Annotated in this window: 27 protein-coding genes and 1 other annotated feature; of the genes, 18 read left to right on the forward strand and 9 right to left on the reverse strand. The window is 46.9% G+C overall.

The features are described from left to right. Positions 1-68: 68 nt before the first annotated feature. Positions 69-1,370, forward strand: a complete 1,302-nt coding sequence (locus LCM20_RS17880; RefSeq protein ID WP_225196856.1) for an MFS transporter — start codon at positions 69-71, stop codon at positions 1,368-1,370. Here the strand turns inward: LCM20_RS17880 and LCM20_RS17885 are convergent. The 3 genes from LCM20_RS17885 to LCM20_RS17895 form a co-directional block, all read right to left on the reverse strand. Further along, entirely contained in the window at positions 1,352-2,374 is a 1,023-nt protein-coding gene (locus LCM20_RS17885) for a cytochrome d ubiquinol oxidase subunit II (protein ID WP_225196857.1), read from the reverse strand. The two genes, LCM20_RS17880 and LCM20_RS17885, sit on opposite strands and share 19 nt — an antisense overlap. 2 nt (positions 2,375-2,376) lie before the next feature. Then, the gene (locus LCM20_RS17890) at positions 2,377-3,708 is read right to left on the reverse strand and encodes a cytochrome ubiquinol oxidase subunit I (protein WP_225196858.1); all 1,332 of its coding nucleotides are present in this window, start codon (positions 3,706-3,708) and stop codon (positions 2,377-2,379) included. A 90-nt stretch (positions 3,709-3,798) separates the two neighbouring features. Continuing rightward, positions 3,799-4,560, reverse strand: a complete 762-nt coding sequence (locus LCM20_RS17895) for a class I SAM-dependent methyltransferase (RefSeq protein ID WP_225196859.1) — start codon at positions 4,558-4,560, stop codon at positions 3,799-3,801. Between the two features lie 327 nt (positions 4,561-4,887). Further along, positions 4,888-5,111 (forward strand) — a binding site (T-box leader). A 66-nt stretch (positions 5,112-5,177) separates the two neighbouring features. On the opposite strand from LCM20_RS17895, the gene ileS reads away from it, so the two are divergent. Then, positions 5,178-8,267 (forward strand): isoleucine--tRNA ligase, encoded by a 3,090-nt coding sequence (gene ileS / locus LCM20_RS17900; protein ID WP_225196860.1) that lies wholly within the window; start codon positions 5,178-5,180, stop codon positions 8,265-8,267. A gap of 278 nt (positions 8,268-8,545) precedes the next feature. Further along, positions 8,546-9,865: a DNA sulfur modification protein DndB gene (locus tag LCM20_RS17905; protein ID WP_225196861.1), complete on the forward strand. Its 1,320-nt coding sequence runs from the start codon at positions 8,546-8,548 to the stop codon at positions 9,863-9,865. Between the two features lie 108 nt (positions 9,866-9,973). Here the strand turns inward: LCM20_RS17905 and LCM20_RS17910 are convergent, their stop codons facing one another. Next, positions 9,974-10,978 (reverse strand): aldo/keto reductase, encoded by a 1,005-nt coding sequence (locus tag LCM20_RS17910; protein ID WP_225196862.1) that lies wholly within the window; start codon positions 10,976-10,978, stop codon positions 9,974-9,976. 269 nt (positions 10,979-11,247) lie between these two features. Between LCM20_RS17910 and LCM20_RS17915 the strand changes: the two genes are divergently transcribed. The 13 genes from LCM20_RS17915 to LCM20_RS17975 all read left to right on the forward strand — a co-directional run bounded on the left by LCM20_RS17915 (position 11,248) and on the right by LCM20_RS17975 (position 21,837). After that, positions 11,248-11,460 (forward strand): hypothetical protein, encoded by a 213-nt coding sequence (locus LCM20_RS17915; RefSeq protein WP_225196863.1) that lies wholly within the window; start codon positions 11,248-11,250, stop codon positions 11,458-11,460. A gap of 76 nt (positions 11,461-11,536) precedes the next feature. Then, positions 11,537-12,175 carry a CPBP family intramembrane glutamic endopeptidase gene (locus tag LCM20_RS17920; protein ID WP_225196864.1) on the forward strand — a complete coding sequence of 213 codons (639 nt, stop codon included), beginning with the start codon at positions 11,537-11,539 and terminating at the stop codon, positions 12,173-12,175. 225 nt (positions 12,176-12,400) lie between these two features. After that, positions 12,401-12,742 carry a DMT family transporter gene (locus tag LCM20_RS17925; protein ID WP_225196865.1) on the forward strand — a complete coding sequence of 114 codons (342 nt, stop codon included), beginning with the start codon at positions 12,401-12,403 and terminating at the stop codon, positions 12,740-12,742. Further along, positions 12,742-13,056 (forward strand): DMT family transporter, encoded by a 315-nt coding sequence (locus LCM20_RS17930; RefSeq protein ID WP_225196866.1) that lies wholly within the window; start codon positions 12,742-12,744, stop codon positions 13,054-13,056. The genes LCM20_RS17925 and LCM20_RS17930 overlap by 1 nt, the downstream gene beginning before the upstream one ends. A 40-nt stretch (positions 13,057-13,096) precedes the next feature. Then, positions 13,097-13,690, forward strand: a complete 594-nt coding sequence (locus LCM20_RS17935; RefSeq protein ID WP_225196867.1) for a TetR/AcrR family transcriptional regulator — start codon at positions 13,097-13,099, stop codon at positions 13,688-13,690. 221 nt (positions 13,691-13,911) lie between these two features. After that, positions 13,912-15,297 (forward strand): bifunctional metallophosphatase/5'-nucleotidase, encoded by a 1,386-nt coding sequence (locus LCM20_RS17940; RefSeq protein ID WP_225196868.1) that lies wholly within the window; start codon positions 13,912-13,914, stop codon positions 15,295-15,297. A gap of 23 nt (positions 15,298-15,320) precedes the next feature. Continuing rightward, positions 15,321-15,791: a PH domain-containing protein gene (locus LCM20_RS17945; protein WP_225196869.1), complete on the forward strand. Its 471-nt coding sequence runs from the start codon at positions 15,321-15,323 to the stop codon at positions 15,789-15,791. Positions 15,792-15,907: 116 nt separating this feature from the next. After that, entirely contained in the window at positions 15,908-19,282 is a 3,375-nt protein-coding gene (locus tag LCM20_RS17950) for an SCO7613 C-terminal domain-containing membrane protein (protein WP_225196870.1), read from the forward strand. A gap of 100 nt (positions 19,283-19,382) precedes the next feature. After that, the gene (locus LCM20_RS17955) at positions 19,383-19,871 is read left to right on the forward strand and encodes a hypothetical protein (RefSeq protein WP_225196871.1); all 489 of its coding nucleotides are present in this window, start codon (positions 19,383-19,385) and stop codon (positions 19,869-19,871) included. A 116-nt stretch (positions 19,872-19,987) separates the two neighbouring features. After that, on the forward strand, positions 19,988-20,797 hold the full coding sequence (locus tag LCM20_RS17960) for an N-acyl homoserine lactonase family protein (RefSeq protein WP_225196872.1): 810 nt from the start codon (positions 19,988-19,990) through the stop codon (positions 20,795-20,797). After that, positions 20,794-21,252 (forward strand): MarR family winged helix-turn-helix transcriptional regulator, encoded by a 459-nt coding sequence (locus LCM20_RS17965; RefSeq protein ID WP_225196873.1) that lies wholly within the window; start codon positions 20,794-20,796, stop codon positions 21,250-21,252. The genes LCM20_RS17960 and LCM20_RS17965 overlap by 4 nt, the downstream gene beginning before the upstream one ends. An 82-nt stretch (positions 21,253-21,334) precedes the next feature. Continuing rightward, a complete protein-coding gene (locus tag LCM20_RS17970) occupies positions 21,335-21,580 on the forward strand; it encodes a hypothetical protein (protein WP_225196874.1) in 246 nt (81 codons plus the stop codon). A gap of 14 nt (positions 21,581-21,594) precedes the next feature. Next, positions 21,595-21,837: a hypothetical protein gene (locus LCM20_RS17975; protein WP_225196875.1), complete on the forward strand. Its 243-nt coding sequence runs from the start codon at positions 21,595-21,597 to the stop codon at positions 21,835-21,837. Here LCM20_RS17975 and LCM20_RS17980 read toward each other — a convergent pair. Genes LCM20_RS17980 through LCM20_RS18000 form a run of 5 tightly spaced genes read right to left on the reverse strand, consistent with a single transcriptional unit; the run spans position 21,822 to position 24,535 of the window. Further along, positions 21,822-22,112 (reverse strand): hypothetical protein, encoded by a 291-nt coding sequence (locus LCM20_RS17980; RefSeq protein WP_225196876.1) that lies wholly within the window; start codon positions 22,110-22,112, stop codon positions 21,822-21,824. The genes LCM20_RS17975 and LCM20_RS17980 overlap by 16 nt on opposite strands. Before the next feature lie 9 nt (positions 22,113-22,121). Then, complete coding sequence (locus tag LCM20_RS17985; protein ID WP_225196877.1) at positions 22,122-22,433, reverse strand: hypothetical protein; 312 nt, start codon at positions 22,431-22,433, stop codon at positions 22,122-22,124. Positions 22,434-22,438: 5 nt separating this feature from the next. Continuing rightward, complete coding sequence (locus LCM20_RS17990) at positions 22,439-22,639, reverse strand: hypothetical protein (protein WP_225196878.1); 201 nt, start codon at positions 22,637-22,639, stop codon at positions 22,439-22,441. A gap of 33 nt (positions 22,640-22,672) precedes the next feature. Further along, the gene (locus LCM20_RS17995; RefSeq protein ID WP_225196879.1) at positions 22,673-23,095 is read right to left on the reverse strand and encodes an Hsp20/alpha crystallin family protein; all 423 of its coding nucleotides are present in this window, start codon (positions 23,093-23,095) and stop codon (positions 22,673-22,675) included. 60 nt (positions 23,096-23,155) lie between these two features. Beyond that, positions 23,156-24,535, reverse strand: a complete 1,380-nt coding sequence (locus LCM20_RS18000) for a tetratricopeptide repeat protein (RefSeq protein ID WP_225196880.1) — start codon at positions 24,533-24,535, stop codon at positions 23,156-23,158. 213 nt (positions 24,536-24,748) lie between these two features. On the opposite strand from LCM20_RS18000, the gene LCM20_RS18005 reads away from it, so the two are divergent. Together LCM20_RS18005 and LCM20_RS18010 are read left to right on the forward strand one after the other, a co-directional pair. Then, positions 24,749-25,162: a hypothetical protein gene (locus tag LCM20_RS18005; RefSeq protein WP_225196881.1), complete on the forward strand. Its 414-nt coding sequence runs from the start codon at positions 24,749-24,751 to the stop codon at positions 25,160-25,162. Positions 25,163-25,292: 130 nt separating this feature from the next. Continuing rightward, entirely contained in the window at positions 25,293-26,048 is a 756-nt protein-coding gene (locus tag LCM20_RS18010; RefSeq protein ID WP_225196882.1) for a sulfite exporter TauE/SafE family protein, read from the forward strand. Positions 26,049-26,106 lie beyond the last annotated feature (58 nt).

The raw sequence follows: 26,106 nt of genomic DNA on the forward strand, positions 1-26,106 counted from the left end.
TCTTTTTTTGGACACCTTGTAAAAATAATTTTACCGAGTAATTTTTTTATGAAAAGGGGATAAGGTCTATGGAAAATGCTAAACAGTTGGAATCCGTCGAAACGCCTTTGTTCAAGTCGAAATCCTTCGTTCTTCTCTGGGTGGCAACGGTCGTCTCGAGCTTGAGTATGTCGATGTTTATGTTCATCCAGTCCTGGTATGTGGTGGAGGGGCTCGGGCTTGAGGCGGCTCTCGGGATTGTCTTGATTTGTTTAACCACTTCCCGCATGATCTCCATGGTTGCAGGAGGCGTGCTCGCCGATCGGAACAGACAGACGAAGATGATGTTCCTGTCTGATTTCTCAAGAGGTGTGCTGGCCATCGTTCTTGCGCTGCTCTTCTTCATGACGGAAGTTCCGGTCTGGGTGCTTGCCATCAATGCCGCTTTCTTCGGGATTTTCGGTGGGTTGTTCGAACCGGCACGTGACTCTCTCTTGCCGAAGGTTGTGCACAAGGATCAGTTGACGCGAGCGAACTCCACCATCCAAGGTGCGATCCAAGTCGCTTTGTTTTCTGGTCCGCTTCTCGCAGGTGTCCTCCTCAGCTTTGTCGGGTACAGCATCCTTTTCCTGATCATCAGTTTTTGCTTATTTGTAGCAGGAGTCGGTGTCCTTTTTGTGAAAAAAAGAGAAGAAGAGGAGCGGGAAGCTGCACAGACCGCTTTCAAAGATCAATTGAAGGAGGGATTCCAATACACGTGGAATTCACCGCTGATCAAAGCCTTGTTCATCATCACAATCATCGTCAACTTCTTCATTTCCGGTCCGTTAATGATGGGGCTGCCGATTTTTGTGGAAGGGATCCTGAATGGCTCATCGATTGATTTCAGCTTTGTTCAAGGCGGACTCACCCTCGGCATGATTGTTGGTTCCATCATCATCGGAATCATCAATTTGAAGAAAAAAAGAGGAGCCTATGCGCTGTACCTCATCGGTCTTCAAGGCATCGGCATGATTGTTTTCAGTCAGTCACAGTCCGTTTGGATGGCTGTTCTAATCATCTTATTCGTTGGAATGATCAACCCTGCTGTGAACATTCCGCTTATTTCGATGATTCAGTCCTACTCAGATGAAGATAAGGTGGGGAGGGTCATGAGCTTGATCCGAACGGGATCGCTCGGATTGATTCCGCTCTCGTACGCGGTTACGTCGTTTATTCTGAGCTTTGGGGTGTCGATCGATGTCATTATGATTGTAGCGGCTGTTCCTTTGATGGTAAGTGTTGCTGTGTTGTATGTAGCTTTCCCGGTTTTAAGAACAGCGGATTTAAAAAAAGAACCGCCAGAGTTTAATCCTCTGACGGTTCTATCTCACTATTCCTGCTTCAAATAACGTCTGTCTTTCAAGAACAGCTTCCAGAATAAAATGAATCCTGGAATCAAGATCCCGAATCCGACTGCGTAGACGATGAGCATCATGTAGAAGTTGGCGTTCGTGAATCCTTCTTCCACCGTCAAGTCAGGATACACGAGGTATGGAAGGTGTGCGGATCCATAGGCATAGATGGCGAGTCCGTATTGAATGATAATCGCGACGACAGCTAAGCGTGCGAATCCGCGCTGGCCGTTGCTCCGTTTGATAAACAAAGCTCCGTATCCAATCAGGAAGAAGACGACCGACAGCCCGAACCAGAGCCAGTTCGCTTCAATGTTTTCTACGATCCATTGAGCTTCCTCGGGGAAAGTCCCGATCGTCAAAACGGCGATCAGGATGGAAACGGGACCGAGCCAGGTGGCGTGTTTCCGGAAGGTGTGGTAAGCCTTCCAGTTTTCCGCTTCTTTGGCATAGTCCATCAGAAACACGGCTGAAATGAACAGCTCTGTCGATAATCCGAATGCGACGTGCATATAAAGTGTCGGGTGGGTTAAGAGTTCCTGGTATTCGAGTCTTGGGTACTCATTTTCAAAGTTCACGAACCCTCCGAGCGTAATCGGCAGAATACTGACGAGTAAGGCCGGGAGGAGCAGCCCGGTGATACCGGAAGTCACGAGCAGCACGTTCCGGAACCGGTTCGCATGGTGTTCGAAAACCATAAACGTTGTGCGGACGGTCAATAGGAAAATACCGAGCGCTACAGGTACCAAGAGAATACTTGCGAGCAGGGTGGTGGCAAACGGGAAAAAGGTGATGACCGAAACGACGAGAATGACCATGAACACGTTCGTGATCTCCCAGGCAGGGGAGAGGAAGCGGTTCGCAATGATCGAAGCATTCGTCTGATTGTTTTTTCCATAAACCATGCCCCAGAATCCGGCGCCGAAGTCGAGAGAACCGAGCATGGCATAGACAAACAGCAGGCTCCAAAGAATGGTGATGGCTAAAGAGGATGCTTCCATCGTCAGCTCTCTCCTTTCGCTAGATCATTACTGACAGGATTTCGTTTAAAGTAATACTTCAAAATAAATGCCGTCGCAAAGATCAACGTGACATACAGCGTAATAAACAGGATGAATAGGATGCCGACGCTGTTGGACCTCGTCGCAGCCTCACCCGTGCGGAGTACGTCTGTAATCGTCCACGGCTGCCTTCCGATACAGCTGAAGCACCAACCCGCTTCGATGCCGATCATCGCAAGCGGTCCTCCAACGACAAGCAGCGAAAGCAGCCATTGCGGGTACTCTTTTTTCAAAACGAGCTTCCAAAAGAGTGCGAACATCGCAACGACGATCAGAACGGATCCGATGCCGACCATAATATTGAAGAGGATATGGACATACAATGGTGGCCACAGTTCTTCCGGCCATTCATTCAATCCTTTCACTTCCGTGTCGAATCGATCGGCTGCAAGGAAGCTGAGTGCATATGGGATCTCAATGGCGTATTTCACACGTTGGTCCTCGATTGATGCATATCCTCCGATGGACAATGGCGCATAGCGCGTCGTTTCAAACAGCCCTTCGGCGGCAGCCAGCTTCCTCGGGTTGTATTCGTGAAGCTTTTGAGCCGTCTCGTGTCCATTGATGGCTGTAGCCATTGACGTAATGAATCCGAAGTACAGAGCGATTGTCAAAGCTTTCTTATGATAATTGCGCTCTTTCTCCGAAATGTTTTTTCTCATCAATCGAAGCGCCGCAATCGAAGCGATAATAAAGGCGACAGTCATAAAAGCAGAGAACACGACGTGGAAAGCAGAAGTCACAAAGCTCGGGTTGAAAAAGGCTGCCCACGTATCCACGTCCGTAATGCCGCCATCCGGCGTCACCCTGAATCCTGCCGGTGTATTCATCCAGGCATGGACGTCTGTGATTAATACAGCGGATGCAATCGCACCCAACGCAACGGCTACGATACTGACAATTCGAAGCTTAGGTGGGAGCCGATCGGCCGCATACAGATAAATCGACATAAACACAGCTTCAATTAGAAAAGCGAAGATCTCCATTTGGAACGGAAGGGCGATGACCTGTCCGACGATTTCCATGAAATTCGGAAACAGGAGCGAGATCATGACTCCGACAATCGTTCCTGATGCAATCGAGACGGCGAGGATAATCGCAAACCCTTTCGTCCAGCGACGAGCCATCAACGCGTAGTCGGAATCCTTTTTGATCAAATAAAGAACTTCAGCGATGATGATCATGACCGGAAGCCCGACGCCGATTGTGGCATAAATGATGTGGAACCCGAGCGAGGAACCGAATAGTGCCCGGGCCATAACGACAACGTCCATATATGTACACCTCCAATTAACGATATTTTTTCCATTGGTGGCGTACTTATACAGACGATGTGTTATTTGGTTAACACATGCTGCGAGTGTTTAGTTTTTTTGACTCAACACGACCCATTCATCGATGGAGAAGGAGGTGAGCGAATCGTCATATTGAAAATAAGTATGTTGTTCGGGTGATGCTTGCTTGAAGTATTCATCAATCGCTTTTTGCTGATCCGTATCATCCTGCGTCCGCTCAAGCCAGTCTCGATAGGGGAGTTTCTTCTTGCGTGTTTCGCTCCTTACAATAGGAAGTTGGTCGTCCCGCAGCAGCTTCTCCCACTCAGATATCTTAAGAGCACGGACATGGCTCGAGTCGCGCATTTTTTCGAATGTATTATAGAAGGTATCCAATTCATCCTTCTCAGGGGCAACGTTGTCGATGAGTAGAAATTTCCCCTTCGGCCTCAATACGCGGCTCACTTCTTGGATGAAGGCCGACGGGTTCGGAAAGTGATGAGCGGCAATCCGGCATGTCACGACGTCAAACGTCTCGTCGATGAAGGGAAGCTCTTCCGCATCCGCTACGACATAGTGAATGTTCGACTGATCTTGAAGGTGGCGGGCCGTGTTCTGCAGCATGTCTTTCGTTAAATCCGTCGCAAACACCATGCCGGCAGAACGGCTGAGTTCCTTCGCCACGTGGCCTCCACCCGTCGCAATATCAAGCGCCTTCCATGAAGGTTGGGGCTGGAGCCACGCTGTCACTTGTTCGAGATCCGACTTGCTGCGATGCGTCGAACTCGTCACGTACGCTTCTTTATTTTTCGAAAACGTCTGTCGCACCTTGTTCTTCTGTTCATCTGTCATCGAACGTCCTCCTTTTTCTTCCATTATAACGTGAGCCGGTTGTCGAATGCCCGCAGAAAGAAGGAACGCGCCCGACTGCTAGAGAATCACGCTCAAATCGAGAAAGTCGCGCCCAGCCGTGTGGAAATCGCGCTCAAACTGAGAAAGTCGCGCCCGCCGTGTGGAAATCGCGCTCAATCCGGAAAAGCCGCGCCCAGCCCCGTGAATCCCGAACCCCAAATGAGAGAAATCTTCAATCAAAGGTATAAACCGACAGATTTCCGGATAGGATGGTAACAAGTTTTTGACAACTGGAACATTTCATTATAAGATATGAAGAAACTACGTATCGATTCGTTGACGAGAAGAGTAGGCGATCCGTTCTGTCCTCAGAGAGTCACCATTTTGCTGGAAGGTGACGGCAGTTGTTTGGCTGAAGATCATCTCCGAGAAGTTCCCCTGAAAGAGTGACGAGTAGGGAGAGCCGGCAGCGGCCGTTATCCGTTTTTGCAAAGAGCCGTGCATCTGCACGGAATCTGGGTGGTACCGCGGAAGTAGAATCCGTCCCTGACATATGTTCAGGGGCGGATTTTTTGTTTTTGGTATAGAAAAAAATAAAAGGGTAAGAGGTGGAAGTAATGCGCAGTGTGAACACGAAAGAAGCGGCTTTAGACCGCGAGAATCGCGTGAAGGATTACTGGAACGCAGAGAATGTCTTCCGTCGCTCGATGAACGAGCGCGAGGGCGCCGAAACATTTGTATTTTATGAAGGACCTCCGACAGCGAATGGTCTACCGCACGCGGGTCACGTTCTGGGCCGCGTCATCAAGGACTTTGTCGGTCGTTATAAAACGATGCAGGGCTATCAAGTGCTTCGTAAGGGTGGCTGGGATACACACGGCCTTCCGGTTGAGCTTGAAGTCGAGAAGCAGCTTGGCATTTCCGGTAAGCAGGAAATCGAAGAGTATGGTGTCGAGAAGTTTATCGAGAAGTGTAAAGAAAGTGTCTTCAATTATGAAAAAGAGTGGCGTGAATTCACGGAATCGATCGGGTACTGGCTCGACATGGATGATCCGTATGTGACGCTTCAAAACCGTTATATCGAGAGTGTCTGGTACATCTTAAGTGACCTGCACAAGCGTGATCTTCTTTCGAAAGGTCACCGCGTTACGCCTTACTGCCCGAGCTGTCAGACGACACTGAGCTCACACGAAGTGGCTCAAGGCTATGAGGACGTCAAAGACCTTTCCGCAACAGCGAAGTTCAAAGTGAAAGGCACAGAAAATGAATTCTTCCTAGGCTGGACGACAACACCGTGGACACTTCCGGCAAACGTAACACTAGCTGTCCACTCTGATCTTGATTACATCAAGGCGAAGAAAGACGGAGAAGTGTACATCGTAGCGGAGGCTCTTGCTGAGAAGAACCTTGGCGAAGAGTACGAAGTCGTTTCCCGTCATAAAGGAAGCGAGTTCAAGAATGTCGAGTACGAAGCACCATTCCCATACGTGAAGCCTGAGCGCGGTCACTTCGTTGTTGAAGCGGACTTCGTTAACGCTGAGAGCGGTACAGGTGTCGTACACATCGCACCTGCTTACGGTGAAGATGACTACAACCTTGTGAAAGAACACAACCTTTCCTTCTTCAACGTTGTAGATGGCAAAGGTCAATATACAGAGGATATCCCTCCATTCGCAGGTCGCTTCGTCAAAGACTGTGACGTCGATATCGTGAAGTACCTGGCCAATGAAGGTCTCCTTTTCCATAAAGAGAAATACGAGCACAGCTACCCGCACTGCTGGCGTTGTGACTCTCCACTCTTGTATTACGCAATCGAGAGCTGGTTCATCAAGACTACATCCCTTAAGGATCAATTCCTTGAAAATAACCAACAGGTGGAGTGGCACCCAGGCCACATCAAGGACGGCCGTTTCGGTAACTTCCTTGAGAACATGGTCGACTGGAACATCGGACGTAACCGCTTCTGGGGTACGCCGCTGCCAATCTGGATCTGTGATTCCTGTGATCACCAATACGCACCGCACAGCCAGGCTGATCTTCAAGAAAAAGCGATCGGTGATATCGGCGATGTGGAACTGCACAAGCCGTATGTCGACCGCGTACAGCTGAAGTGTGAGAAGTGTGAAGGAACGATGGAGCGCGTGCCTGAGGTCATCGACGTATGGTTCGATAGTGGATCCATGCCGTTCGCTCAGCAGCACTATCCATTCGAAAATAAAGATCAGTTTGAAAAACAATTCCCTGCAGATGTCATCTGTGAAGGAATCGACCAGACGCGCGGATGGTTCTACAGCCTGCTTGCTGTTTCGACACTATTTACAGGTAAAGTGCCATACAAACGCGTGCTGTCTACAGGGCACATCCTGGACGAAGAAGGACGTAAGATGTCCAAGAGTAAAGGAAATGCGCTGAATCCGACGGACCTTGTCAGCAAATTCGGTGCCGATGCCTTCCGTTGGGCTCTTCTTGCCGACAGTGCGCCTTGGAACAACAAGCGTTTCTCTGAGCGCGTCGTGATCGAAGCGAAGTCGAAAGTCATCGACACGCTTGTGAACACGCACGGTTTCTATACGCTTTACGCGAACATCGACGGATACGAATTCGATCCGAACGATGCAGGGGAGAAGACGCTGCTTGACCGCTGGGTTCTTTCCCGCCTGAACAGTGTTACAGCTGTTGTAGAAGAAGCACTGAACGACTACGACTTCACGAAAGCAGCGAAGGCTCTTGAGAAGTATGTCGATGAGTTGAGTAACTGGTACATCCGTCGTTCTCGTGATCGTTTCTGGGAAGAGGGCATGACGGAGTCTAAGAAAGCCGCTTACCACACGCTTCACGAAGTGCTGACAGGCTTAAGCCAGCTGATGGCGCCTTATACACCGTTCCTTGCAGACGACATCTATCACAACTTGACGGGTCAAAGCGTGCACTTGGCGTTCTTCCCGAAAGTCGATGATCAACTGGTCGATAAGCAGTTGGAACAAGATATGGACGCTGTCCTGCAAGTCGTTGAGCTTGCGCGTGGCGTACGTAACACAGAAGAAATCAAGACGAAGCAGCCACTTGCTGAGCTGACTGTCATCCCAGTGAACCCAGAGCAAGGCAAAGCGATGGAAAAATACAGCTCGATCATCCGTGACGAGATCAACGTCAAAGAAGTTGTCGTAAAACAGTCTTCTGATGACCTTGTCCGCTACGAAGTGAAGCTGAACTTCCGCGCAGCCGGTCCGGTTCTTGGTAAGAACGTCGGTGTAGCGAAAGGCTATCTTGAAAAGCTTTCTGACGAAGAAGCGGCTCAAGTCGTCCAAAACGAAAAAGCTGTCGTACCAACAGCAGACGGGGACGTCGAAGTCCCACTCGATCTCCTGAACATCGAGCGCGTAGCTGATGCCGGACTATCCATGGGATCCAACCAGGACTTCCACGTCGTATTGGATACGAACATCACAGAAGAACTTCGCCTTGAAGGTCTTGCCCGTGAAGTGATCCGCGCCATCCAGGACGATCGTAAACAACAAGACCTGCCAATCGACCTCCGCGTCGACATCACGCTGACGGGTGATGACGATGTGAAACAGGCGATCGAGCAGAATGAATCTCTAATCCGTGAAAATGTTCTCGTGAACAACCTGACTGTAGGGGAAGCGGAAGAAATGAAAGAGTTTACGGTTGGAGATAGTGTTGTGAAGGTAGCATTGCAGAAATAAATAAAAGTAATAAATAGGCCTGAGCAGATTAATCTGCTCAGGCCTATTTTTTTTAATAGCTACTTGATTGTTCAATAATATCTGCATTGAAAGCAGTCCTGTCCAATGTGCCCACCAACTTACCATACTTCTCTAGTTAAAAAATTTCATTCTCCGGTCTATTATATGTTTGATGATTTGCTATTAATTATAGACCATTAAATTTTTATTGGTTTTCAGAACTTGATTGTTTACAAAAAAATGTTGTAAATGTAATATGATTATAAAGGAGGGGTTTTATGTCAAAAAATAGGCAACTTGATATATTTATTCCGGAAGATTTGCATCAAGAAAGTCCTACAACCACTCAAGTAACTGCTGAGGGTTACGTCTTAAATGCTCAAGTGTTTGTTCAAGGTGGAAGGATAGTTTATCGTACAACTTTAAGCTTTTCCGATGTGAAAAAATTTCTGACACATACCAAAGAAAAACCGAGTTCTCATGAAGAGTTGATAGATGATGTTAATGATCTTCGTAATAGATACCTTAAGCCGAAGAAATCTAATGAACTAAAGAATTATATTATGAGCCAACCAAATGATTTTATTTTACCAGGACTAACTGTCATGGTAGATAATGCCTTGCCTTTTGAGTCTTTTATTCCTTCCCCAGATACAATAAAAGAGATATTCCATGAAAATGATTATCCTGACCTAAAGAAGAATCCCGGAATGATAAAAGAAGCTGTAGAAAGGTCCAATACCCCTCTGTTTGGACAAATTACAATTCCTTTTAATGAAGTTGGAGAAGTATTAGTAGAGTTAGATACAGGAGACGGGAACCACCGCACAAAAGCCATACACGATATTGTAGAGTTAACAGGTGGGGATAGTTCTTCATATTATATTGGGTGTGATTTTTACGTCGAGCCTAATGTAGACAAGCGTAAAGAAATGTTTGTAGATCTCAATAATGGTACTCCTATCGAGCGTTCGATTTATAACATCTTGAAGGGAAAGGATCCTTTATCAATAGCTACGAAGGCGATCGCTGGTATAGATAGTGATCTTCATTATGTACAGCATTTGAGAAATGGGTACCAAGGTTATATAGGTTTTTCACCTGTTGATAACGTAGGTGCACGATCTAAAGTGACTTTATCGTTTAACATATTGAAAAACGTTATTTCCTACATCGCATTAGATCAAGGGAATGCTGAGAAGAACTTTAAAGAAGAGTTTGACCCAAGAGGCCCTAATTTTGAACGTTTACTTCGTTTTACTTCTAGGTATCTAAGATCTATATTTAACAATTTACAACCGTTTTCAGATATAAAGGGAAATCTCGAAAAGGTCCCTGCTTTAAGGGGGGAATATGTTTCTATGAGTGGGGCAGGCTTATATGTTATTGCAAGAGTAGGGCACATAGGATTCACAAAAAACCTTGACCCCGAAAAACTAGCAGAGAAATTATCAACAATAGATTGGTTGAGAGATGATAGTGGTAGTGTGTTTGAGGGAGGCATTTTAAGTTCTTCAGGGAAAATCTCAAACACAAGGACAGCACTAGATACCTCGACTATTAGTGTGTTGAGAGAGTTAGGTATATACAAGTATTAATTTGTTTCTCATTTGCGAAAAGCCTGAACGGTATGTTCAGGCTTTTTGATATATTTATAACTTTTTAGTAAATGATTTAAACATATGATGTAAGAGGGGCTGTTAACACTATTTCAAATCTGACCTCATCGGCGGACCATATTCCTCCAGCGTCCCATTCTCCAAATCATCTACATACTTGAACAAAATCTTATCAATCCGCTGCCTTTCATCAGTCGTCAGCAGAAACTCATCCGCTCCATGAACCCCTTCCAGCTGAGAAGGTTTGCGGGCGCCCCATAGGACGACATCTGCGCCGACGGGGTGGTCCATGATCCATCGTACGGCCAGTTGGATGATGTTGCGGTCTCTCTTATCTGCGAACTCTTTCAATTCTTCCACCGCATCGATTAAGTTCGGGTATTTATCTCCCTGGAACAGCTCGATGTTGCTGCGTAAGTCATCGTCCGGGAAGGTAGCGTCTTTATCGTATTTGCCTGTCAGCATGCCGTGTGCGAGCGAACCCCATGACAACGTGGAGATGTTGTGCGTCTGGCAGTACTCGAACCAGCTCAGCAAGTAACGTTGCAGCATGTTCAAGTGCATTTGTGACGTATGGATCGGCGCGTGCTGCTGCCATTCGTGCATTTGATCCGGGCTGAAGTTGCTGACTCCGATGGCACGGATTTTTCCTTCATCATAGAACTCTTTCATTTTCTTAGCGGTCTCTTCTATCGATACATCGGTATCCGGCCAATGAATCTGATAGACGTCGATATAGTCTGTCTGCAGTCGCTCAAGGCTTGCCTGCAGTTCCTTTTCTAAATGCTCAGGACGGCTGTCACGATAGCCTCCGTTATCATCCCAGCCGATACCGGCCTTCGTAGCCAGTACAAGGTCTTCACGTTTTACATCCATATCGGCAATCGCCTGTCCGACCAACTTCTCAGACAGTCCTTGTCCATAGGCAGGAGCCGTATCAATGGTTGTGATTCCTTTTCTTATCGCTTCTTGAACGGTTTCGATCGACTGTTGCTCATCCGTTCCACCCCAGCCGCTTCCACCAATAGCCCAAGTACCAAGTGCAATTCTTGTCGCTTCTACATCGCTGTTTCCTAGTTTGATTTTTTCCATCGTGTTGATTCCTCCTTACCTTTGGTAGAATTCCTGATTTTACGTGGTTGAAAACATGCGAATATGTCGGAAAAGAGAAAGAAGTGAAGTTGAATGGGGGAAATGCTTGGTCTTTAGTAGTTAGGTGTAAATTTCGTGGACTCCAGTTTGCAACCCTTGATATGGTTTTCATTTCCATATAACTGCAGTTTTGATATGATATATCTGCTTATCTTTTATTGCATGTTTGTTAAAAAAATGAAATAGCGCTTGCTGAGAGGGGAATGTAGATGTTTTCAAAGAGGAAAACCACAGCGGGGAAATGGTTATTCAATTTAGGTTTATGGATTTTTGCAGCTGGATTTGCATTTAGTGACATTGTGGATATTGATGGTTTGCCAAAGTTATTAGAGGCTGCATCTATCCCTCTCATCGTTATAGGACTATTGATGATCATCATCTCGAATTTCTTTAATAAAAAAGATTCAAAGGATATAAGGTGAGGAGATTTCGAATGTCTTGAAGATAGTAGAAACCTAGTTTGATCTTTGCCATACTCTGAACCTGGAGGTGATGTTCATGAAGTTGGGTAAGGCGAAATTCGGAGTCGTCACGTTGCTGGTCGCTCTCTCAATCTACACGGTGTTGAAACTTCTATTTGACGATGTCTTCAGCATTGAAACAAAATTTTACCCTTATCGGGAATACCAGAACATCGCGATCTTCTTCCTGTTTATGTTGAGCATGCTGTTGTTCAGGAGTTTTCGTGAGCATATCCGTACATACACGAACCTTCACGTCTTAAAAGCCCCCGGCATGTATGCTTGGGTCGCGCTGGGGTTCGTTCTTTTATATGTCGCACAATACGTCTCGTTCACCTTTGGGATATTCGTCGATCCTGTTGAAGTGTTTCACTATCAGAACAACCTGTATGCGCTGAGCACATCTTCCTTCGTAATCATTGCCGCAACGGGCATTTTCGTACCTGTGACGGAGGAGGTCGTGTTCAGGTCGCTCTTGTACCACTGGCTTCACAGCAAGCTCGGCTTCTATGCCGCCTTGATTCTGCAGAGCCTGATTTTTAGTTTGCTGCACCCCAACTATCCGCTTCTCGGGATGTTGATGGGCGTGTTGATGGCGCTTCTCTACACACGTTATCAATCTTTTCTCCCTCCGCTCATACTCCATGCCGCCTGGAACACGTGGATCATGATATAAGCGTATGTTGTTGTGGAACATTCTTGAAACTATAGAAGGAGGCGGCTTCTATGGTTTCAGGGCGATTGAGCCCCTTGGAACGAAGGGGAGACGGCTCGCTGCTTCCTCGTTTGATTTTATCTATCGTGTTGATTTCATTATGATTGACGCCCTCAGATAGAATTGTTACGATTTCCTTACGACCGTTCGTCAGTAAAAAAGAAAGTCATAAAAGGAGTCATGCATATGAATCGTTCCTGGTTGTTAGTCGTAATCGGGTCTTTATTTGAGGTAGGCTGGGTGATAGGTTTGAAGCATGCTGATAATATCGTGACATGGGCAGGAACAGGCATAGCGATTTTCATTTCGTTTGCCATGCTTTTCAAGGCCACTAAGAAGCTAGCCGTCGGAACGGTGTATGCTGTCTTTACAGGGCTAGGAACAACGGGTACTGTATTGATGGAAATGATCGTTTTCGGGAAGCCTGTTAAATTATTAAATCTCTTGCTTATTTTTATCCTGCTCGTTGGGGTAATGGGTCTTAAATTAGTTACGGGAGAACATGAAGCAGAAAGGAGTGGATCCTGATGGCGTGGGTCTTTCTTCTATTAGCTGGAGGTTCTGAAGTCATAGGCGTAACCGGGCTGAATTTGATAAACAGGCATAAGAATTTGGTATCCGTATCCGTGTTCCTGCTTGGGATGATCAGCAGCTTTACGTTCCTGAGTTTTGCTATGCAGTCTCTTCCTATGGGAACCGCTTATGCCATATGGACGGGAATCGGAACGGTAGGGTCCGGCCTTATGGGGATCTTATTTTTTGGTGAAACGAAGCATTGGCTTCGATTGGTATTTATGGCCATGGTCATCAGTGCGGCAATCGGGCTGAAACTGATCAATTAGAATAGTTGAAAAGTATTTTGAAGCTAGGAAGGTGACGTACATGAGCATCACTTCGGTTCAAATTAAACAGATTTCGTTGAAAAATTTCGCTCAAAATGGATATGAGGGCGCTTCGATGGCGGAAATAGCTGACGAAGTGGGGATTAAAAAGCAGTCCATCTATACTCACTTCAAAGGAAAAGACGAACTTTTCCTTACCCTGTGCCAGGATGCATATGAGCACGAAATAGCATTTTTGATGAATTACGTTAAACAGGAGAAGGAACTTCATTTAGAAGACTTTCTGTACAATCTATTAGTGAAAAGTAAGGATCGCTACGAAACAGACGACTCCACGAAGTTCTGGATCCGTACAGCGTTCTACCCGCCGGTTCATCTGACAGACCAGATCATGCAGCTAACCTATGAGTACTTGGACCGGTCAGAGGAGTTATTGCTTCCGGTTATCGCATCCGCCCAAGACAAGCAAGAAGTTACCGATGAGGTCGAAAAAAAAGAGGCGGCTTCAGCTTATCTGGCTCTACTGGATAGTCTATACGTGGACATGTTATACGGAGGTCCCCGTCGTGTAGAGAGAAGGCTCGAAGCGTCGTGGAACATTTATTGGCGCGGAATTTCCCACCAATCTAAGTAAAAGTCATGGAGAAAGTCATGAATAATGATCGCCCATAAAATACCCTTACCTATCCAACGCTGACGGATAGGTAAGGGTATTTTTATGCGCTTCTCTATCCACTTATCAATCAGTTCTTCCTCTATGCCTCTTGGAACGCATTTATGGTATAAGAGTATTGTTTTTGTGGAACATTTTTGAAATAATATAGTTAGAAAAATCAAACATTTTTGGAGGAACCTATGAAGCTTGTGATCTTACATACCAATGACATCCACAGCCGTTATGAGAACTTTGCCAAGGCGGCGACCATTTTGAAGCAGCGAAAAGACGACCAGACCCTCATCCTCGAAGGTGGAGACTTCGCCGATTTCCGGGCGATCGAGCTCCAAGGAACGAAGGGAGAGGCCGCACTCCAACTGCTTGAACACACGGGCTACGATGCGCTCACCATCGGAAACAACGAGACGTTCAACGGCATGGATACACTGGAGCACATGACCAGGACCACCCGCGTCCCTTTTATCAGCAACAATCTATCCAAGCTCGACCGAACCGCGATAGAAGGCGTGTGTCCTAGTATCATAGTTGAAAAAAGCAGAGTCCGCATCTTGATTACAGGGTCTTCCCCTGATCTGGGAGGCTTCAATGAAGGACTCGGTCTCCACGTCGAAGATTACAAGAAGGCGCTTCGCAGCACGCTCGACGAAAGAGAAGGCCAGTACGACCTCTGCCTCGTCCTCAGTCACGTCGGAACCGAAGCCGATGCCGAGATCGCAGAAGCCTTCGATGAAGTCGGCGTCATCATCTCAGCGCACGATCATCAGCTTTATGCAGAAGCGAAAGTTATCCACGGCAGCATCAACCACAGCGCCGGCAGCTTCGCCGAACACGTCGGAGTCGTCGAAGTAGAGAAGACGAGCGACGGCTGGCAGCTGGTTCACTCCGAAGTCCTCCCGACTGAACATGCGCAGCCAGATCCGGACACCCTCCACCTTTTGAAACAAAGTAAAGAGGTGGCCATCAGTAATCTGCGCCAACCTCTCTTCTCACTTGAGCATCCACTATGGCATGACGTGGTCGAAGAGAATCCACTGACGAATTTGATAGCGGATGGGTTGTTCGATTGGCTGGATTGCGACTTTGCCATCATCAACAGCGGAATCGCAAACGCCGGACTGTTCGATTTCGTATCAAGGAAGAAACTGATCGAAGTTTGTCCGTCGCCCTTGAACCCGACAACCTTTGAAGTGAAAGGGGAAGACATCAAGCAGGCCCTCGAAGAATCACTGGATGCCCAAGTCTGCTTGGCAGACGGGAAGGGACCGGGGTTCCGAGGGAAGTTTGTGGGAAGCCTTCACGTAGCCGGCGCTGAAGTCGTGCACGACGGGAAAGCGATCCAACATGTGGCGATTCAAGGGGCACCGCTTGAAGACGATCGTTGGTACACCGTCGGTAGCTCGGATTACCTGCACCGCGGGTCAGGCTATCCTTCGCTTGCGAACAACCGCAACGAATCTTACCGTCCGGAAGAGATCAAGGACGTCATCGAGAAGTATGCGCAGAAGAAAGAGTTTGTGGAACGGGCACACGATAAGCGTGTCATGCTTGAAGGAGTCAAACCATAAAATAAGAGGGGAATGAAGGTTCTATGATGACCTTTAAAGGAGAGAAAGACCGGTTTTTTGCTGTTTATGTAGCGAAGTCCTTCTTTTTGATTACGTGTTTTTGGCTTCTGCCATTTTTCGTTCATGAATATACGCACAATCTAATCTTTGCAGGCATTTGGTCGTTCATCTATTTTTATTTACTGTTCACCAGTATTTTAATTATCTTCAATGTGAAATACGAATTCGAAAAGGATCATCTGTATGCCCAAGGCGGCACGTTCAAGCGGAGAATTCCTTACGAGTCGATTTACAGAATCCGCACAACCGCCGATGTGTACTTCGGGGATGACATCCTGCTGACATCAGGGAACGCCATTGAGATTTTCTTTTACAAGAACGGCAGAGAGAAAAGCTTGAAAGTATCTCCGGATGACAGAGAGACGTTCATCAGCATTTTGGGTGGATCCTGCCCGCAGGCTGACATGGATGTGTACGACATTTCCTATAATTAAGAAAGACGCCCATTTCGGTGGGCGTTTATTTTTTATCGCTTGGTGGTAAATAAAGGTTGAAAATTAATCACTATATGTGTAATATTACACTTAATAAGAGGTGAGGAGGGAATAAGGTGTCTTTGTCAGATGAGAAGAAAGTGGAAGTGTTTGATGAGCAGCTGCTGACGCTTTGGAGAAAAGGATATGTGACGTCGGAAGAATATAGTCATTTGAGCGAAGTGAATAAGCGGTACGTGAAGGAGCACTTGATGGTTCAGGAAGCAGTCGAGCCAAAACCGAAGCCGGAACCGGTTGAAGAGAAGGTTGTGAAACCATCCAAACCGAAGAAGGAGAAAAAGGTGAAGACGGCGGCGCAGGTTCGCGAACGGAACATTACGTGGACGTTGATCTTAGGGGTTGCGCTGCTGTTGATTACCGGGCTGGTCGTAGCGACGAGTCAATGGGAGCAGATGGGGGCAGGTCTGAAGGTTGTGTCGATCTCGTTCGTTTCTCTGTTCTTCCTGGCGTTGAGCTATGGAACGGGGCGTTTCCTTCGCATTCATCAAACCGCTTTTGCTTTTCTGACACTTGGAAGTCTCCTTATTCCGGTCGTCATCATTGCAATCGGATATTTTGAATTGCTCGGCTCTTACTTATCTTTATTTGGAGAAGGCAGGCATCTGCTTGGATTGATGGGGACACTTCTTCCGCTGCCGTTATACATCCGTCACGCGGTGAAGCACCAATCCCGTTTTTACGTATGGGTGTCGCTTGTTTTCGTATCGCTGTCCGTCGGCTTTGCTCTAGGGGCGCTGCCGCTTTCGGTGGATGCCTTCTACCTTGGCTTGATGCTGTACAATGCGGCTCTGCTGCTGTTCTATGTCAAATATCAGAGCAAATGGACGTTGTATATGAAAGAGATCCCTTTGTATGCGCAGTTGAACTTGGTTCTGTCGACGCTTCTCATGCTTTTATTTTTCGAAAGTGAAGTGTTCTACAGCTTCAACCTGCTGCTGACGGCAAGCGTTTATATGGCGATGGTCTTTGTTTATAAAACGAAAGAATATCAATTCGTCTTCTCTGTCATGCTCGTTTACGCCATCTATCAGCTGGTGGAGAACTCGCCGGTTGAATCGCTGGACGCCACCGTCTATGCTTTAGCCGGACTGCTGTATCTCGGGTTAGCCTATGGGTTCCGCCATCACGCTTTTGTGGAGAAAGTGTTCCGTTATACAAGTGCTGTGGTCTCGTTCTGTGCCTTTCTCTATATCAGCGTGGAGAGCATTTTGCTTCGTGGTGATATCGATTCTTGGACGTTGTTCTTCGGCTACGTTCTGATCATGGTGAACTATATCGTCCTGTCGAATATCATCCGTCACAAAGTCTTTCCGTATATGGCCACGCTGTTCTTCTATGTAGCGTTGTGGCAACTGTGGTCATTAGTTGAAATCGGTTCGCTCGTGATGTTCATCTTCTCAGGCTCTGTCGCAGCACTCTGTTATGCCGGCATGTGGACGCGGGTGAAGTGGCTTCAGCCTGTGAAGGTAAGCACATTTTATCTCTCCCTGCTCGTGCAGCTTGGGGCCTTGACGTATGCACTGAATGATTATCAGTACACAACAAGTGCTGTGATGTTAGCTGTCATCAGTGCACTTGCATATTTTGTTCGAAAATCCTCCAAGCAAATGGAAGTGGTGAGGTCATCTGAATGGGGACACCCAGTCGCCTTATCGCTTTCTGCATTGTTGTTTTATAACCCGCTTGTCGATTGGATCGGGTGGATGGAGTTTCCGCTTCATGCTTCGCTCTCAGGACTGCTTCTCCTCGCGATTCATTTCGGTTGGAAAAAAGCGGGAGAGGCTGCCTTTTCCAAAACGAGTTTCTATATCGGGCAGCTGACCTACGTGTTCGCCATGAGCACGCTTCTGATCAATGACACGGATCCGTCCTTTGTGCGCCCGAGCCTTTTTCTGATCGGAATTCTACTTGGTTACTGGCTGGTGCGTGAATCGAAGCAGCGGACGCTGTGGCTGCTTGTTTCAATCGTCACGCTCGCTTTCTATTTCTCGCTTCTTGATCTTGCAGGACCCGTCTCGTTCACGTGGCTTACGACCTATGCGGCGTTTGCTCCAGTCCTGCTATTGTTGATAGGAGAAGGGGGCAGGCGGTATGCAGGGGAAGAGCTGAAGCCATATTTCTATTGGGTGGCACACAGTATTCAGCCACTTATCGTCGGGCTTATGTTGTTGAATCAAACTGCCGCCGAACGAGCTCACCCTGTCCTGTGGATTGTACCGCTTGCCGTTTACGCGTTCAGTGCCTGGCAGGCTGTCCGTGAGTGGGAGAAAAAGCTCATGTTGTATGCTGGATTCTCGACAGGGCTTCTCTCTGTCGTGACGGCTTCCGACTACTACGGCTGGTTCGGGTACAATCTTTTCGAGTACAGCTTCTTGGCGACAAGTATCGGAATCACTGCCTTGTGGCTGCTCGTGTCGAAAGTATGGAGGAAGCGTGTTGAATGGTACATCATTCCTTTTTCCATTCTCGGATTATTGATCATGATCAGTGGATATGAGCGGATGAGTCTCTATGAACTTGGGGTAATGATCGCTTATGTCTCGCTGACATTGTTCTTTATTCACCAGCGTAAATGGTCGATGGTTGCATTCCTGCCGTTGCTGATGACGCTTCCGATCTGGGGGCGCATGGATTGGAGTCGGTTGGCATTCATCGCCATGCTGTCTTTCGTGTTTTTTGTTCTTCTTGGGCTAGGGCGTCTTTTCCATCAAAGGATGGTCACTCGCAATTACGAGGTGGACGCTTATTCCTGGACGGCGCTTGTGTACATTGGATATCTCTATACGTTCACCGTTCCTGATAGCAGCGTATGGATTCGTGTTCTACCTGTCGTGTTTGTGGCGGTGTGGCTCGCGGTGTGTGCGAAGAAATGGCAGCAACCCTACATCGACCGGGCATTCTATACAGGAAGTGCCATATCCGTCTACGCGGCCTACTTGATGATCATCAGGGCGCACGAGGCATACATTGCTGACGTCATACAGGCGGAAGTCCAATCGCTGCCTGTTCTAGGTTTACTTTTCCTTCTTGGCAAACGAACGTGGAGCGAGTTCAAGGGTGTGCAGAATCAAGTACGATGGGCTGTGCTTTTATTACTTGCCGCGTACTTAGTCATTGATGCGATCGAAAGCCATACCATATGGGATGCCTGGATCATCGGCGCCTTGTCATTGATCTCTATGGTCGCAGGACTGCAGATGCGGATCAAATCTTACTTCTTCGTCGGAATGGGCGTTCTTATTTTCAACGTCCTCTACCAAACGAGACCGTACTGGGGCAACATGCCTTGGTGGGTGTACCTGCTGATTGCCGGCTTAGTGCTGATTGGGGTCGCGAGCTACAATGAATGGCAGAAACAAAGGTCTGATACCGATAAACCGGTAGAGCGAAAGTTGAAAAGGTTGTGGGTTTCTCTGAAAAGGTGGAATTGATTAAGGTAGGCTGAGGCTGGGGAGGTGACTTCCCGGTCTTACTTCTATATATATACACGAACTTCAAAGAAAATTGTCATAATACGGAGGAGGGATAGGAGTGAAAAAGGCATTATGGGCGAGTGTGCTGGTCATCGCGTTAGTTGTCGCGGGAGGAGTGACCTACTTGAAGTTCAACCCTCCATTAGAAACAGGGACCGTCGGAACTTCAAAGGACGGTCAAGGTGTATTGATTGTCATAGGAAATCGAGGGTTTATGGACTTTCTGGTCCGGGATGTCCGTATCAACGATAATGAACAACCAGACGATGAAAAAATTCAACTCAGCAATCCGTTGAAAGGATATTTGATTGCGAACGAGTTCGATAGAGAAGCGGGAAGGTACAATTTCAATGATATTGATGAAGTCACTCTGCAGCCCGGCACATCTCCACAGGCTAATTTAGATAAAATGAATGAAGAAACAGTTACGGAAGAGGATGTAGGTTATGGACTGAGTGTGATAAATGGAGAAAAGATTGAAAGAGTGACGATTCATTACCGTTATTTGGGCATTCCATTTGAAGAAGAGGTCTTGATCGATATGTAATGATGCCCGGCGTCAATCTTGAACTTATTAAAAGATTTTCATTAATCTTCCATTTAGATGACGTGTCATGTATATTGGTATATATGACACGTCATCTTTTATGAGGAGTGATTCTGTTGAAGGTAAAAGTTCACGTTTGGCATACAGGTTCTGTTTTAATTGATCGTTCGTTGGCGTATAAAGAAAACACTCTACATCCGATGCCTTACTCTGGTTGGCTTCGTGGAAAGTCTAAGCAAATAGAAGTTCCCGTCAGTACATATCTAATTGAACATCCACGAGCCAATATTTTAATCGATACAGGGTGGCATGAACAAATAAGGGATGCGCAGCGGAGGCACCTTGGTACCCTTTCTTATTCAATGTTCCGCGGAGCTCTTCCGTCAGGGGCTTCTGTTCGTGAAAGACTTGTAGATAGGGGATTGAAAGCAGAAGACTTAGATTATGTAATATTAACTCATATGCATGCTGATCATGTAAGTGGAGTAGAGCATGTGAAAGAAGCAAAGAACATTCTCACGAGTGAAATGGAGTGGGAAGTAGCGCAAAAGAGTATAGGGTATCAAAAGAAAATGTGGGATTCTGTCTTGATTAACCGTTTTGCTTTGGAGTCGATTCCGTACGGTCCCTATCAAAAAGGGTTAGACTTGCTAGGAGATGGCTCGATTTATCTCGTGCATACACCCGGCCACAGCGAAGGGCTGCTCTCTATCCTTGTATCTACAATGGCAGGGTGGGTGCTTCTAGCTAGTGATGTAGGATATGGTCAAAAATCTCTCTCTGATGGTGTTCTGCCTGGTTTAACTACAGACAAGCTTGCTGCAGGGCGCTCATTGGAATGGGTCCGCTCTTTCTCGAATAGAGGAGACTGTCATTCGGTTTGTTTTAATCACGATATAGAAATGAGAGAAGGGATTATACAGTGAAATATGAAGAAGCAGAGAAGTTTCGTTACTTGATCCTTGCTGCACAGCGTCAAGGGAATCGATTGTTGAATGAAAAGTTGAGAGGGGTTGCATTGACTTCGTCGCAAGCGGAAGTCATTCAAGTGCTGAAGACATATCAGCCAATCACTCTAAAAGAGCTTGGATCGCTTTTGGTTTGTGAAACGGGAAGTCCATCAAGGTTGATGAATCGACTTATTGAAGAAGGAGTTATCGAACGTGTTCCCAATCAAGAAGACAAACGATCATCTTTTCTTCAATTAACAAATGAAGGGGAGAAACTCAGTGAATCCATTCAGTCTTTGGAAGATGAATTATATGAAGGCTTTATGAGTGTGTTGTCTGAGGAAGAAATGAAACAAGTCAATCATGCAGTTGGGAAATTGATGGTGTCTATATCGGATCCGATTGCTCTTGAAAAGCGGAACCTATTGTAAGATGACGCGCGGTCTTGAGACACACATATCCTGGACAACGAATAGGATGACAGCAACAACGTCTTCAACGGAGGGGATGCATATGCCTGTATCTTTAGTATTTAATCAAATTGCCGTCAACGCCTTGAACGATAACGCAACCATTTCGACAGGGCAGAATAATCAGCCTGACTGGACTTGGCAAGGGAAAAACAACAATGGGTCTGGCGTAACCACGGGTTTTTTTGCTGCAACGGGTAATGTAAATACGGTCTTTGATAACGACGTATCGGATCTTCCAATCAGTAACCCTACTGTCAATAACCCTCAGCCGAACATTCAATATTAAGAGGGGATGCCGGCATGAATGTACAGTTCGATTCCATCAATGTGAACTCAATCCATATGAATTCCGGCGTGTTTGTCGGTTCGAACTCGCAGGACGGCTGGTCTGCTTCCATGAAGGAGAACTCGGCTCTCGGTACGGTTGTCGGGACAGGAAACGTCATTCATCACAATGTGAATGTCATTCATGATGAGGATATGATTGATACACCGATCATGACAGAACAGAAAACAGGCGGAAAAGGTCAAGCCAGCACTTGAGGGTCCTTTTCCACCTGTTTTTTTATTAAATCGACGACCCACTCAGGGATGTCGCCTTCTTTCGGATTGACGAGCATATCGAGGATTGCGGAGTCGCTCAGCACTGAACGGAGGTCCTCCAATGAATTGCCATCACCGTGCACATTTCCGAACCCCTGGTTCAACTTCTGGAAGCTCTCGAATCCGTTCGGAGCATTGTTTCCGATGTTCACGCAGGAGGCATTTTCTACCGTTCCGATCCGGATGTCTTTTATAAAGAAATTTGGAGACAGCATGAAAGGTCATCACTCCTCTTTGAAGGTAAAGGTCATGCCGTTTTTTGTATTTTTGACTTGAGGCTTCTTAGCAGGCTGTACGCTGACGCCGAAGTTATTCCCTAGGTTCAGAGCGCCGCTCAATTCTTCTATATCCAGTTCATCCAATTTGAAGTTCAACTCATCAAGCTTCGGATGATTGACTTCTACGTGATCGAAGTGCAGGTGGTATTCCACAGGCTTCTTCTGTGCCTCGAGGATCTGCTTCTGAAGGTTGATGATTTCCTGATACAGCTGTTCTACTTGCTGAGTCTGCTTCTTTTTCTTATTGAAGAAAAGCATTTCGCCTATACTCCCTGATCGTCGGGCTTCTTGATAATGAGGTGTCGGTTGTGATGAATGTCATTCCGGTCACCTACGACTCTGCCAAGGCCTTCGAATTTCCGGCTCTCGGATTTGTAGCGTAAAGGAACGTTCTGGCCGGAGTAGATGCCAGAGGCGTTGGTGATTTGGTCTACCGTGATGTTGTGGAATTTAATGTTCGCCATCTTGATCACCTCCTCTAGTCAGGTGAGAAAATCTTAAGGGGCTGGATCGACTTGGACCTCCTTAGCTGAATCGGGTTTCTGGATGGAAACCCAAAGGATGCCATTCCGGAAGCTCGCGTTCATATCTTCCTCGTTAAAAAGGAACGGAATCGAGATAGAGCGTTTGAAAGCGCCGTTCAGCCGCTCGTTGTAGACAAGCTTTTCTTTCCATTCAGGCGGAAGAGTGTTGATTTCCCCTTCGATGATCAGTTGCTGGCCGTCTCTTGTCACCTTCAGCGGGTCTTTCTTCGTAAAGCCTGGCAGATCGATCAGGAGGACGACTTCGTGCTCTAAATTGACCAAATCGTAGCTCGCATTACGTTTCGGGAGAACCTGCTGAATCTCATTCCAAAAGCTTTCTCCGAGCACGCCGTCGACGTTTTTGTGAAAAGTGTCCCAGTTGATTTGATTGCTCATGACAACACCTCTGTACAGGAGTTTATGAGGTGAAATGGACATTCATGCGTAGAATGGGGTTCATTGTTGGTGCTTCATCATCGTCATGAACAATTGTTTGTAGGCGGTGTGCTCTTCTTCATTTCCTACTTCATCATATAGTTTTGCCAACCATTGGACGGGCTCAGGGTCTGTTTCGTACAGTTCCATATCAAAGCTCATACACTCAATAGCGCGGTCGGGTTGATGGAAGTGGTAATATAGCTTCCCTAAGCGCCGCTGCTCATCCGGATTCTCAAGCAGGCTTTGCATCTCCTGTACTTTTTGGATGACGGGATGGGTTTGTGGGAATTGACCGAATGCTTGGACCCATTCGGTTACATCGTTCATCTCCCGTTCGCTTAGAAGAGAACCGATGGCTCGTTCGAGGATCTCAACCGCTTCAAGAGGTTGTCCCGATTCGAATAAAAAGATAATCAGTTCCTGCCACGTTTTTGGCGAGAGGGAGGGGAGCGTTTCCTGTTTGACGAGTTGGATCAGTGCCTGCGATTGTTCAGGTGTCGGTGATAGTTGCTGTTCAGAAATGAAAGCCGTAGTGGTTGGAAGGTCCTTCTCTTCGATTAACACATTTAGATAATCAGATAAGAATACAGGGGTACGAAGTCCTCTATCGTATAAGTCTTCGTAAAAGGCACGAGTGCGGAACGTGTCGTCCATCTCTTTGGCGGTATGGTAGAGTTCGGGAGATTGAGTCTCCGCTGTATGCTGGATGATGAGAGCGGCTTGCTCTACATGCCGGGTGGGCTGCTCATAAAACGTGCGTAAGGTATGGAAAGATTCAGGTTGGAGTCGGTTCTTGAAAAGTCTGCTTTCGAAATAGAGAGGATCCTGAGCGATCAAGTCATCATCCAGTCGATGGTAGCGTTTCTCGAATTCGACAAACGTCAGGTCACCGGAAAATGCCTCAACTAAAGGGTGGTTGGGAGCGAAGTGTTCCAATTTGCGATAAATGCGGTAGCAGGAAAGCATTTTACCGCTGCGTCGTTGTTCATAGAAGAGCGTTTGGATAAACTGGGCGAGCTTTGCCTTTTTGATGAAGGGTGCAAAATACGTTGCAATCAAGGCGGTTTCCTCGCGTCCTTTTCTTTCTTTCAACCGTGTGAAAAGGGCGTTGAAGTCTTTTTTCTTGTACGTTGAATGGGTTAGAACAGACTGGGTGAGTGGATGGGTGCTTGAGAAGGTGATCCCGTTTTTAAAGGCGTCATGAATGAAAGAACGGGTGGGAAGCTGGCTGGCGGACACATAATTCAAGTACTCGCATTTGTGAAAAAACAAGTAGAAGTATCGGTTCTTCGCATCAGTGGATTCGACGATCTGGCACTGTTCGAACGTCGTCATGCGTCGGACGTTCACATCGTGCGCGTTCTGTTTACTTCTTAACGTAAGGGTGGGAAGGGTCATCATAAAACCTCCTGAATCGCGTTTCTTCCATTTTATCATGGTTTGGAGGTTCAGTGGTCCGTTGTTTTGTGTGAACGTGAGATGACAGTGTTACATAAGCATTTCAGATGTTACAAAAGGGTAGGTTTTTGGTCCTGAAACGTGAAATAAAGTGATCGAAATAGATCGTCCCTCCGAAAGCTTAGTGAAAACATTTTAAGGAGGAGATCTAACATGAAGAAAACAATTGTAGCTACAGGAATGGCCGTGTCACTCGCATTTGCTGGTTTAGGAAGTGTTTCTGCAGAAGAAGATACAAGCGTCGACCTCGGAGTCGATACGTCCATTGAAGCAGCCATTGAAGACGAAGGCATTATGACGAGTACAGAATTCCAATCCCTTGCAGAAGCGAATGGGTGGGAAGTGGAAGACTTACAGTTGTTTGCTGAAGCTCACAACATGACAGAAGTCGAATTGCAGGACTGGGCTGAAGAGAATGGTTGGGATGAAGAAGCACGTGCTTCGTTAGATCTTGACCTGCAGGCTGGTTTGAATCTGGACAACTTATTAGAAGAAGATGATGATGAAGACGAAGATGAGGACGACAATGATGGGCTGCTTGGCGGATTGTTAGGCGGCATCCTATAAATACACAGGTGAGACCGGGCGATAAGCCCGGTCTTTTCTATTGGTCAAACGTTTGTTTAATTATTTGTGACACCCGTTCAACCCTTCTGGCGTGGTATAGTGGAACGTAGATGATGGGAAGGATGGTTGTATGTCAGTTCTTTTCTTTTTAGCTATATTTGCCGCCGGCGTCGGGGCCGGATTTGTAAACGTAATGGCAGGCGGGGGCTCTTTGTTGACACTGCCTTTATTAATTTTGTTCGGACTTCCCTCTGCTGTTGCGAATGGAACGAATCGAATTGCGCTGTTGGCACAAAATATTGTGGCAATCGCTTCGTTCAGAAAGGGTGGATATTTCGATTGGAAGTTCAGTACGATGCTCGCCGTGCCAGCGTTGATCGGATCTGTGGCAGGCGCTCAAATCGCTGTGACGATGTCAGACCAGCTGTTCAATCGAATCTTGTCGATCGTGATGGTCGTCGTACTGGTCATTATCGTGTGGAAGCCGCACAAAAGACTGGCGACATCGACTTCTCACGATACGTGGCCGAAGCGGATCGGCTTGATGGTCATTTTCTTCTTTGTCGGTGTGTACGGTGGATTCATTCAAGCGGGTGTAGGATTCATCATTATTGCCGCCTTGACGCTCGTTTCGGGTCTTTCACTGGTCAAAATCAATAGCATCAAAGTGTTCGTTGTCGCGATCTACACGCTTTCTGCCCTCATTGTTTTTATTGTTAACGACCAAGTGCACTGGGGATACGGCATTGCGCTTGCTGCTGGTATGAGTCTTGGAGCCTTTCTTGGCAGCCGGTTTGCGGTGAAGCACGGGGATAAGTGGGTGCAGCGTATTTTAATCGTCGCCGTAGTGGCGATGGCAATCCGCTTATTTTTCCAAACGGTGTAACGAAATCAGGTACGGCTCGTCTCATTATATAGAGGAGAATGGTTGATGGTTGAAATTT

It is taken from the genome of Halobacillus litoralis (genome assembly GCF_020171725.1).
Taxonomy (GTDB): Bacteria; Bacillota; Bacilli; order Bacillales; family Halobacillaceae; genus Halobacillus; species Halobacillus litoralis_F.

Excerpts from the sequence above, each read along its gene's own strand:
- LCM20_RS17995 (WP_225196879.1), bottom strand. The coding sequence starts at position 23,095 with ATGAGCAATCAAATCAACTGGGACACTTTTCACAAAAACGTCGACGGC.
- LCM20_RS17915 (WP_225196863.1), top strand. The coding sequence starts at position 11,248 with ATGTTTTCAAAGAGGAAAACCACAGCGGGGAAATGGTTATTCAATTTA.
- LCM20_RS18000 (WP_225196880.1), bottom strand. The coding sequence starts at position 24,535 with ATGACCCTTCCCACCCTTACGTTAAGAAGTAAACAGAACGCGCACGAT.
- LCM20_RS17885 (WP_225196857.1), bottom strand. The coding sequence starts at position 2,374 with ATGGAAGCATCCTCTTTAGCCATCACCATTCTTTGGAGCCTGCTGTTT.
- LCM20_RS17925 (WP_225196865.1), top strand. The coding sequence starts at position 12,401 with ATGAATCGTTCCTGGTTGTTAGTCGTAATCGGGTCTTTATTTGAGGTA.
- LCM20_RS17975 (WP_225196875.1), top strand. The coding sequence starts at position 21,595 with ATGAATGTACAGTTCGATTCCATCAATGTGAACTCAATCCATATGAAT.
- LCM20_RS17905 (WP_225196861.1), top strand. The coding sequence starts at position 8,546 with ATGTCAAAAAATAGGCAACTTGATATATTTATTCCGGAAGATTTGCAT.
- LCM20_RS17930 (WP_225196866.1), top strand. The coding sequence starts at position 12,742 with ATGGCGTGGGTCTTTCTTCTATTAGCTGGAGGTTCTGAAGTCATAGGC.
- LCM20_RS17910 (WP_225196862.1), bottom strand. The coding sequence starts at position 10,978 with ATGGAAAAAATCAAACTAGGAAACAGCGATGTAGAAGCGACAAGAATT.
- LCM20_RS17895 (WP_225196859.1), bottom strand. The coding sequence starts at position 4,560 with ATGACAGATGAACAGAAGAACAAGGTGCGACAGACGTTTTCGAAAAAT.
- LCM20_RS17970 (WP_225196874.1), top strand. The coding sequence starts at position 21,335 with ATGCCTGTATCTTTAGTATTTAATCAAATTGCCGTCAACGCCTTGAAC.
- LCM20_RS17985 (WP_225196877.1), bottom strand. The coding sequence starts at position 22,433 with ATGCTTTTCTTCAATAAGAAAAAGAAGCAGACTCAGCAAGTAGAACAG.
- LCM20_RS17940 (WP_225196868.1), top strand. The coding sequence starts at position 13,912 with ATGAAGCTTGTGATCTTACATACCAATGACATCCACAGCCGTTATGAG.
- LCM20_RS17935 (WP_225196867.1), top strand. The coding sequence starts at position 13,097 with ATGAGCATCACTTCGGTTCAAATTAAACAGATTTCGTTGAAAAATTTC.
- LCM20_RS17890 (WP_225196858.1), bottom strand. The coding sequence starts at position 3,708 with ATGGACGTTGTCGTTATGGCCCGGGCACTATTCGGTTCCTCGCTCGGG.
- LCM20_RS17990 (WP_225196878.1), bottom strand. The coding sequence starts at position 22,639 with ATGGCGAACATTAAATTCCACAACATCACGGTAGACCAAATCACCAAC.
- LCM20_RS18005 (WP_225196881.1), top strand. The coding sequence starts at position 24,749 with ATGAAGAAAACAATTGTAGCTACAGGAATGGCCGTGTCACTCGCATTT.
- LCM20_RS17945 (WP_225196869.1), top strand. The coding sequence starts at position 15,321 with ATGATGACCTTTAAAGGAGAGAAAGACCGGTTTTTTGCTGTTTATGTA.
- LCM20_RS17880 (WP_225196856.1), top strand. The coding sequence starts at position 69 with ATGGAAAATGCTAAACAGTTGGAATCCGTCGAAACGCCTTTGTTCAAG.
- LCM20_RS17980 (WP_225196876.1), bottom strand. The coding sequence starts at position 22,112 with ATGCTGTCTCCAAATTTCTTTATAAAAGACATCCGGATCGGAACGGTA.
- LCM20_RS17920 (WP_225196864.1), top strand. The coding sequence starts at position 11,537 with ATGAAGTTGGGTAAGGCGAAATTCGGAGTCGTCACGTTGCTGGTCGCT.
- ileS (WP_225196860.1), top strand. The coding sequence starts at position 5,178 with ATGCGCAGTGTGAACACGAAAGAAGCGGCTTTAGACCGCGAGAATCGC.
- LCM20_RS18010 (WP_225196882.1), top strand. The coding sequence starts at position 25,293 with ATGTCAGTTCTTTTCTTTTTAGCTATATTTGCCGCCGGCGTCGGGGCC.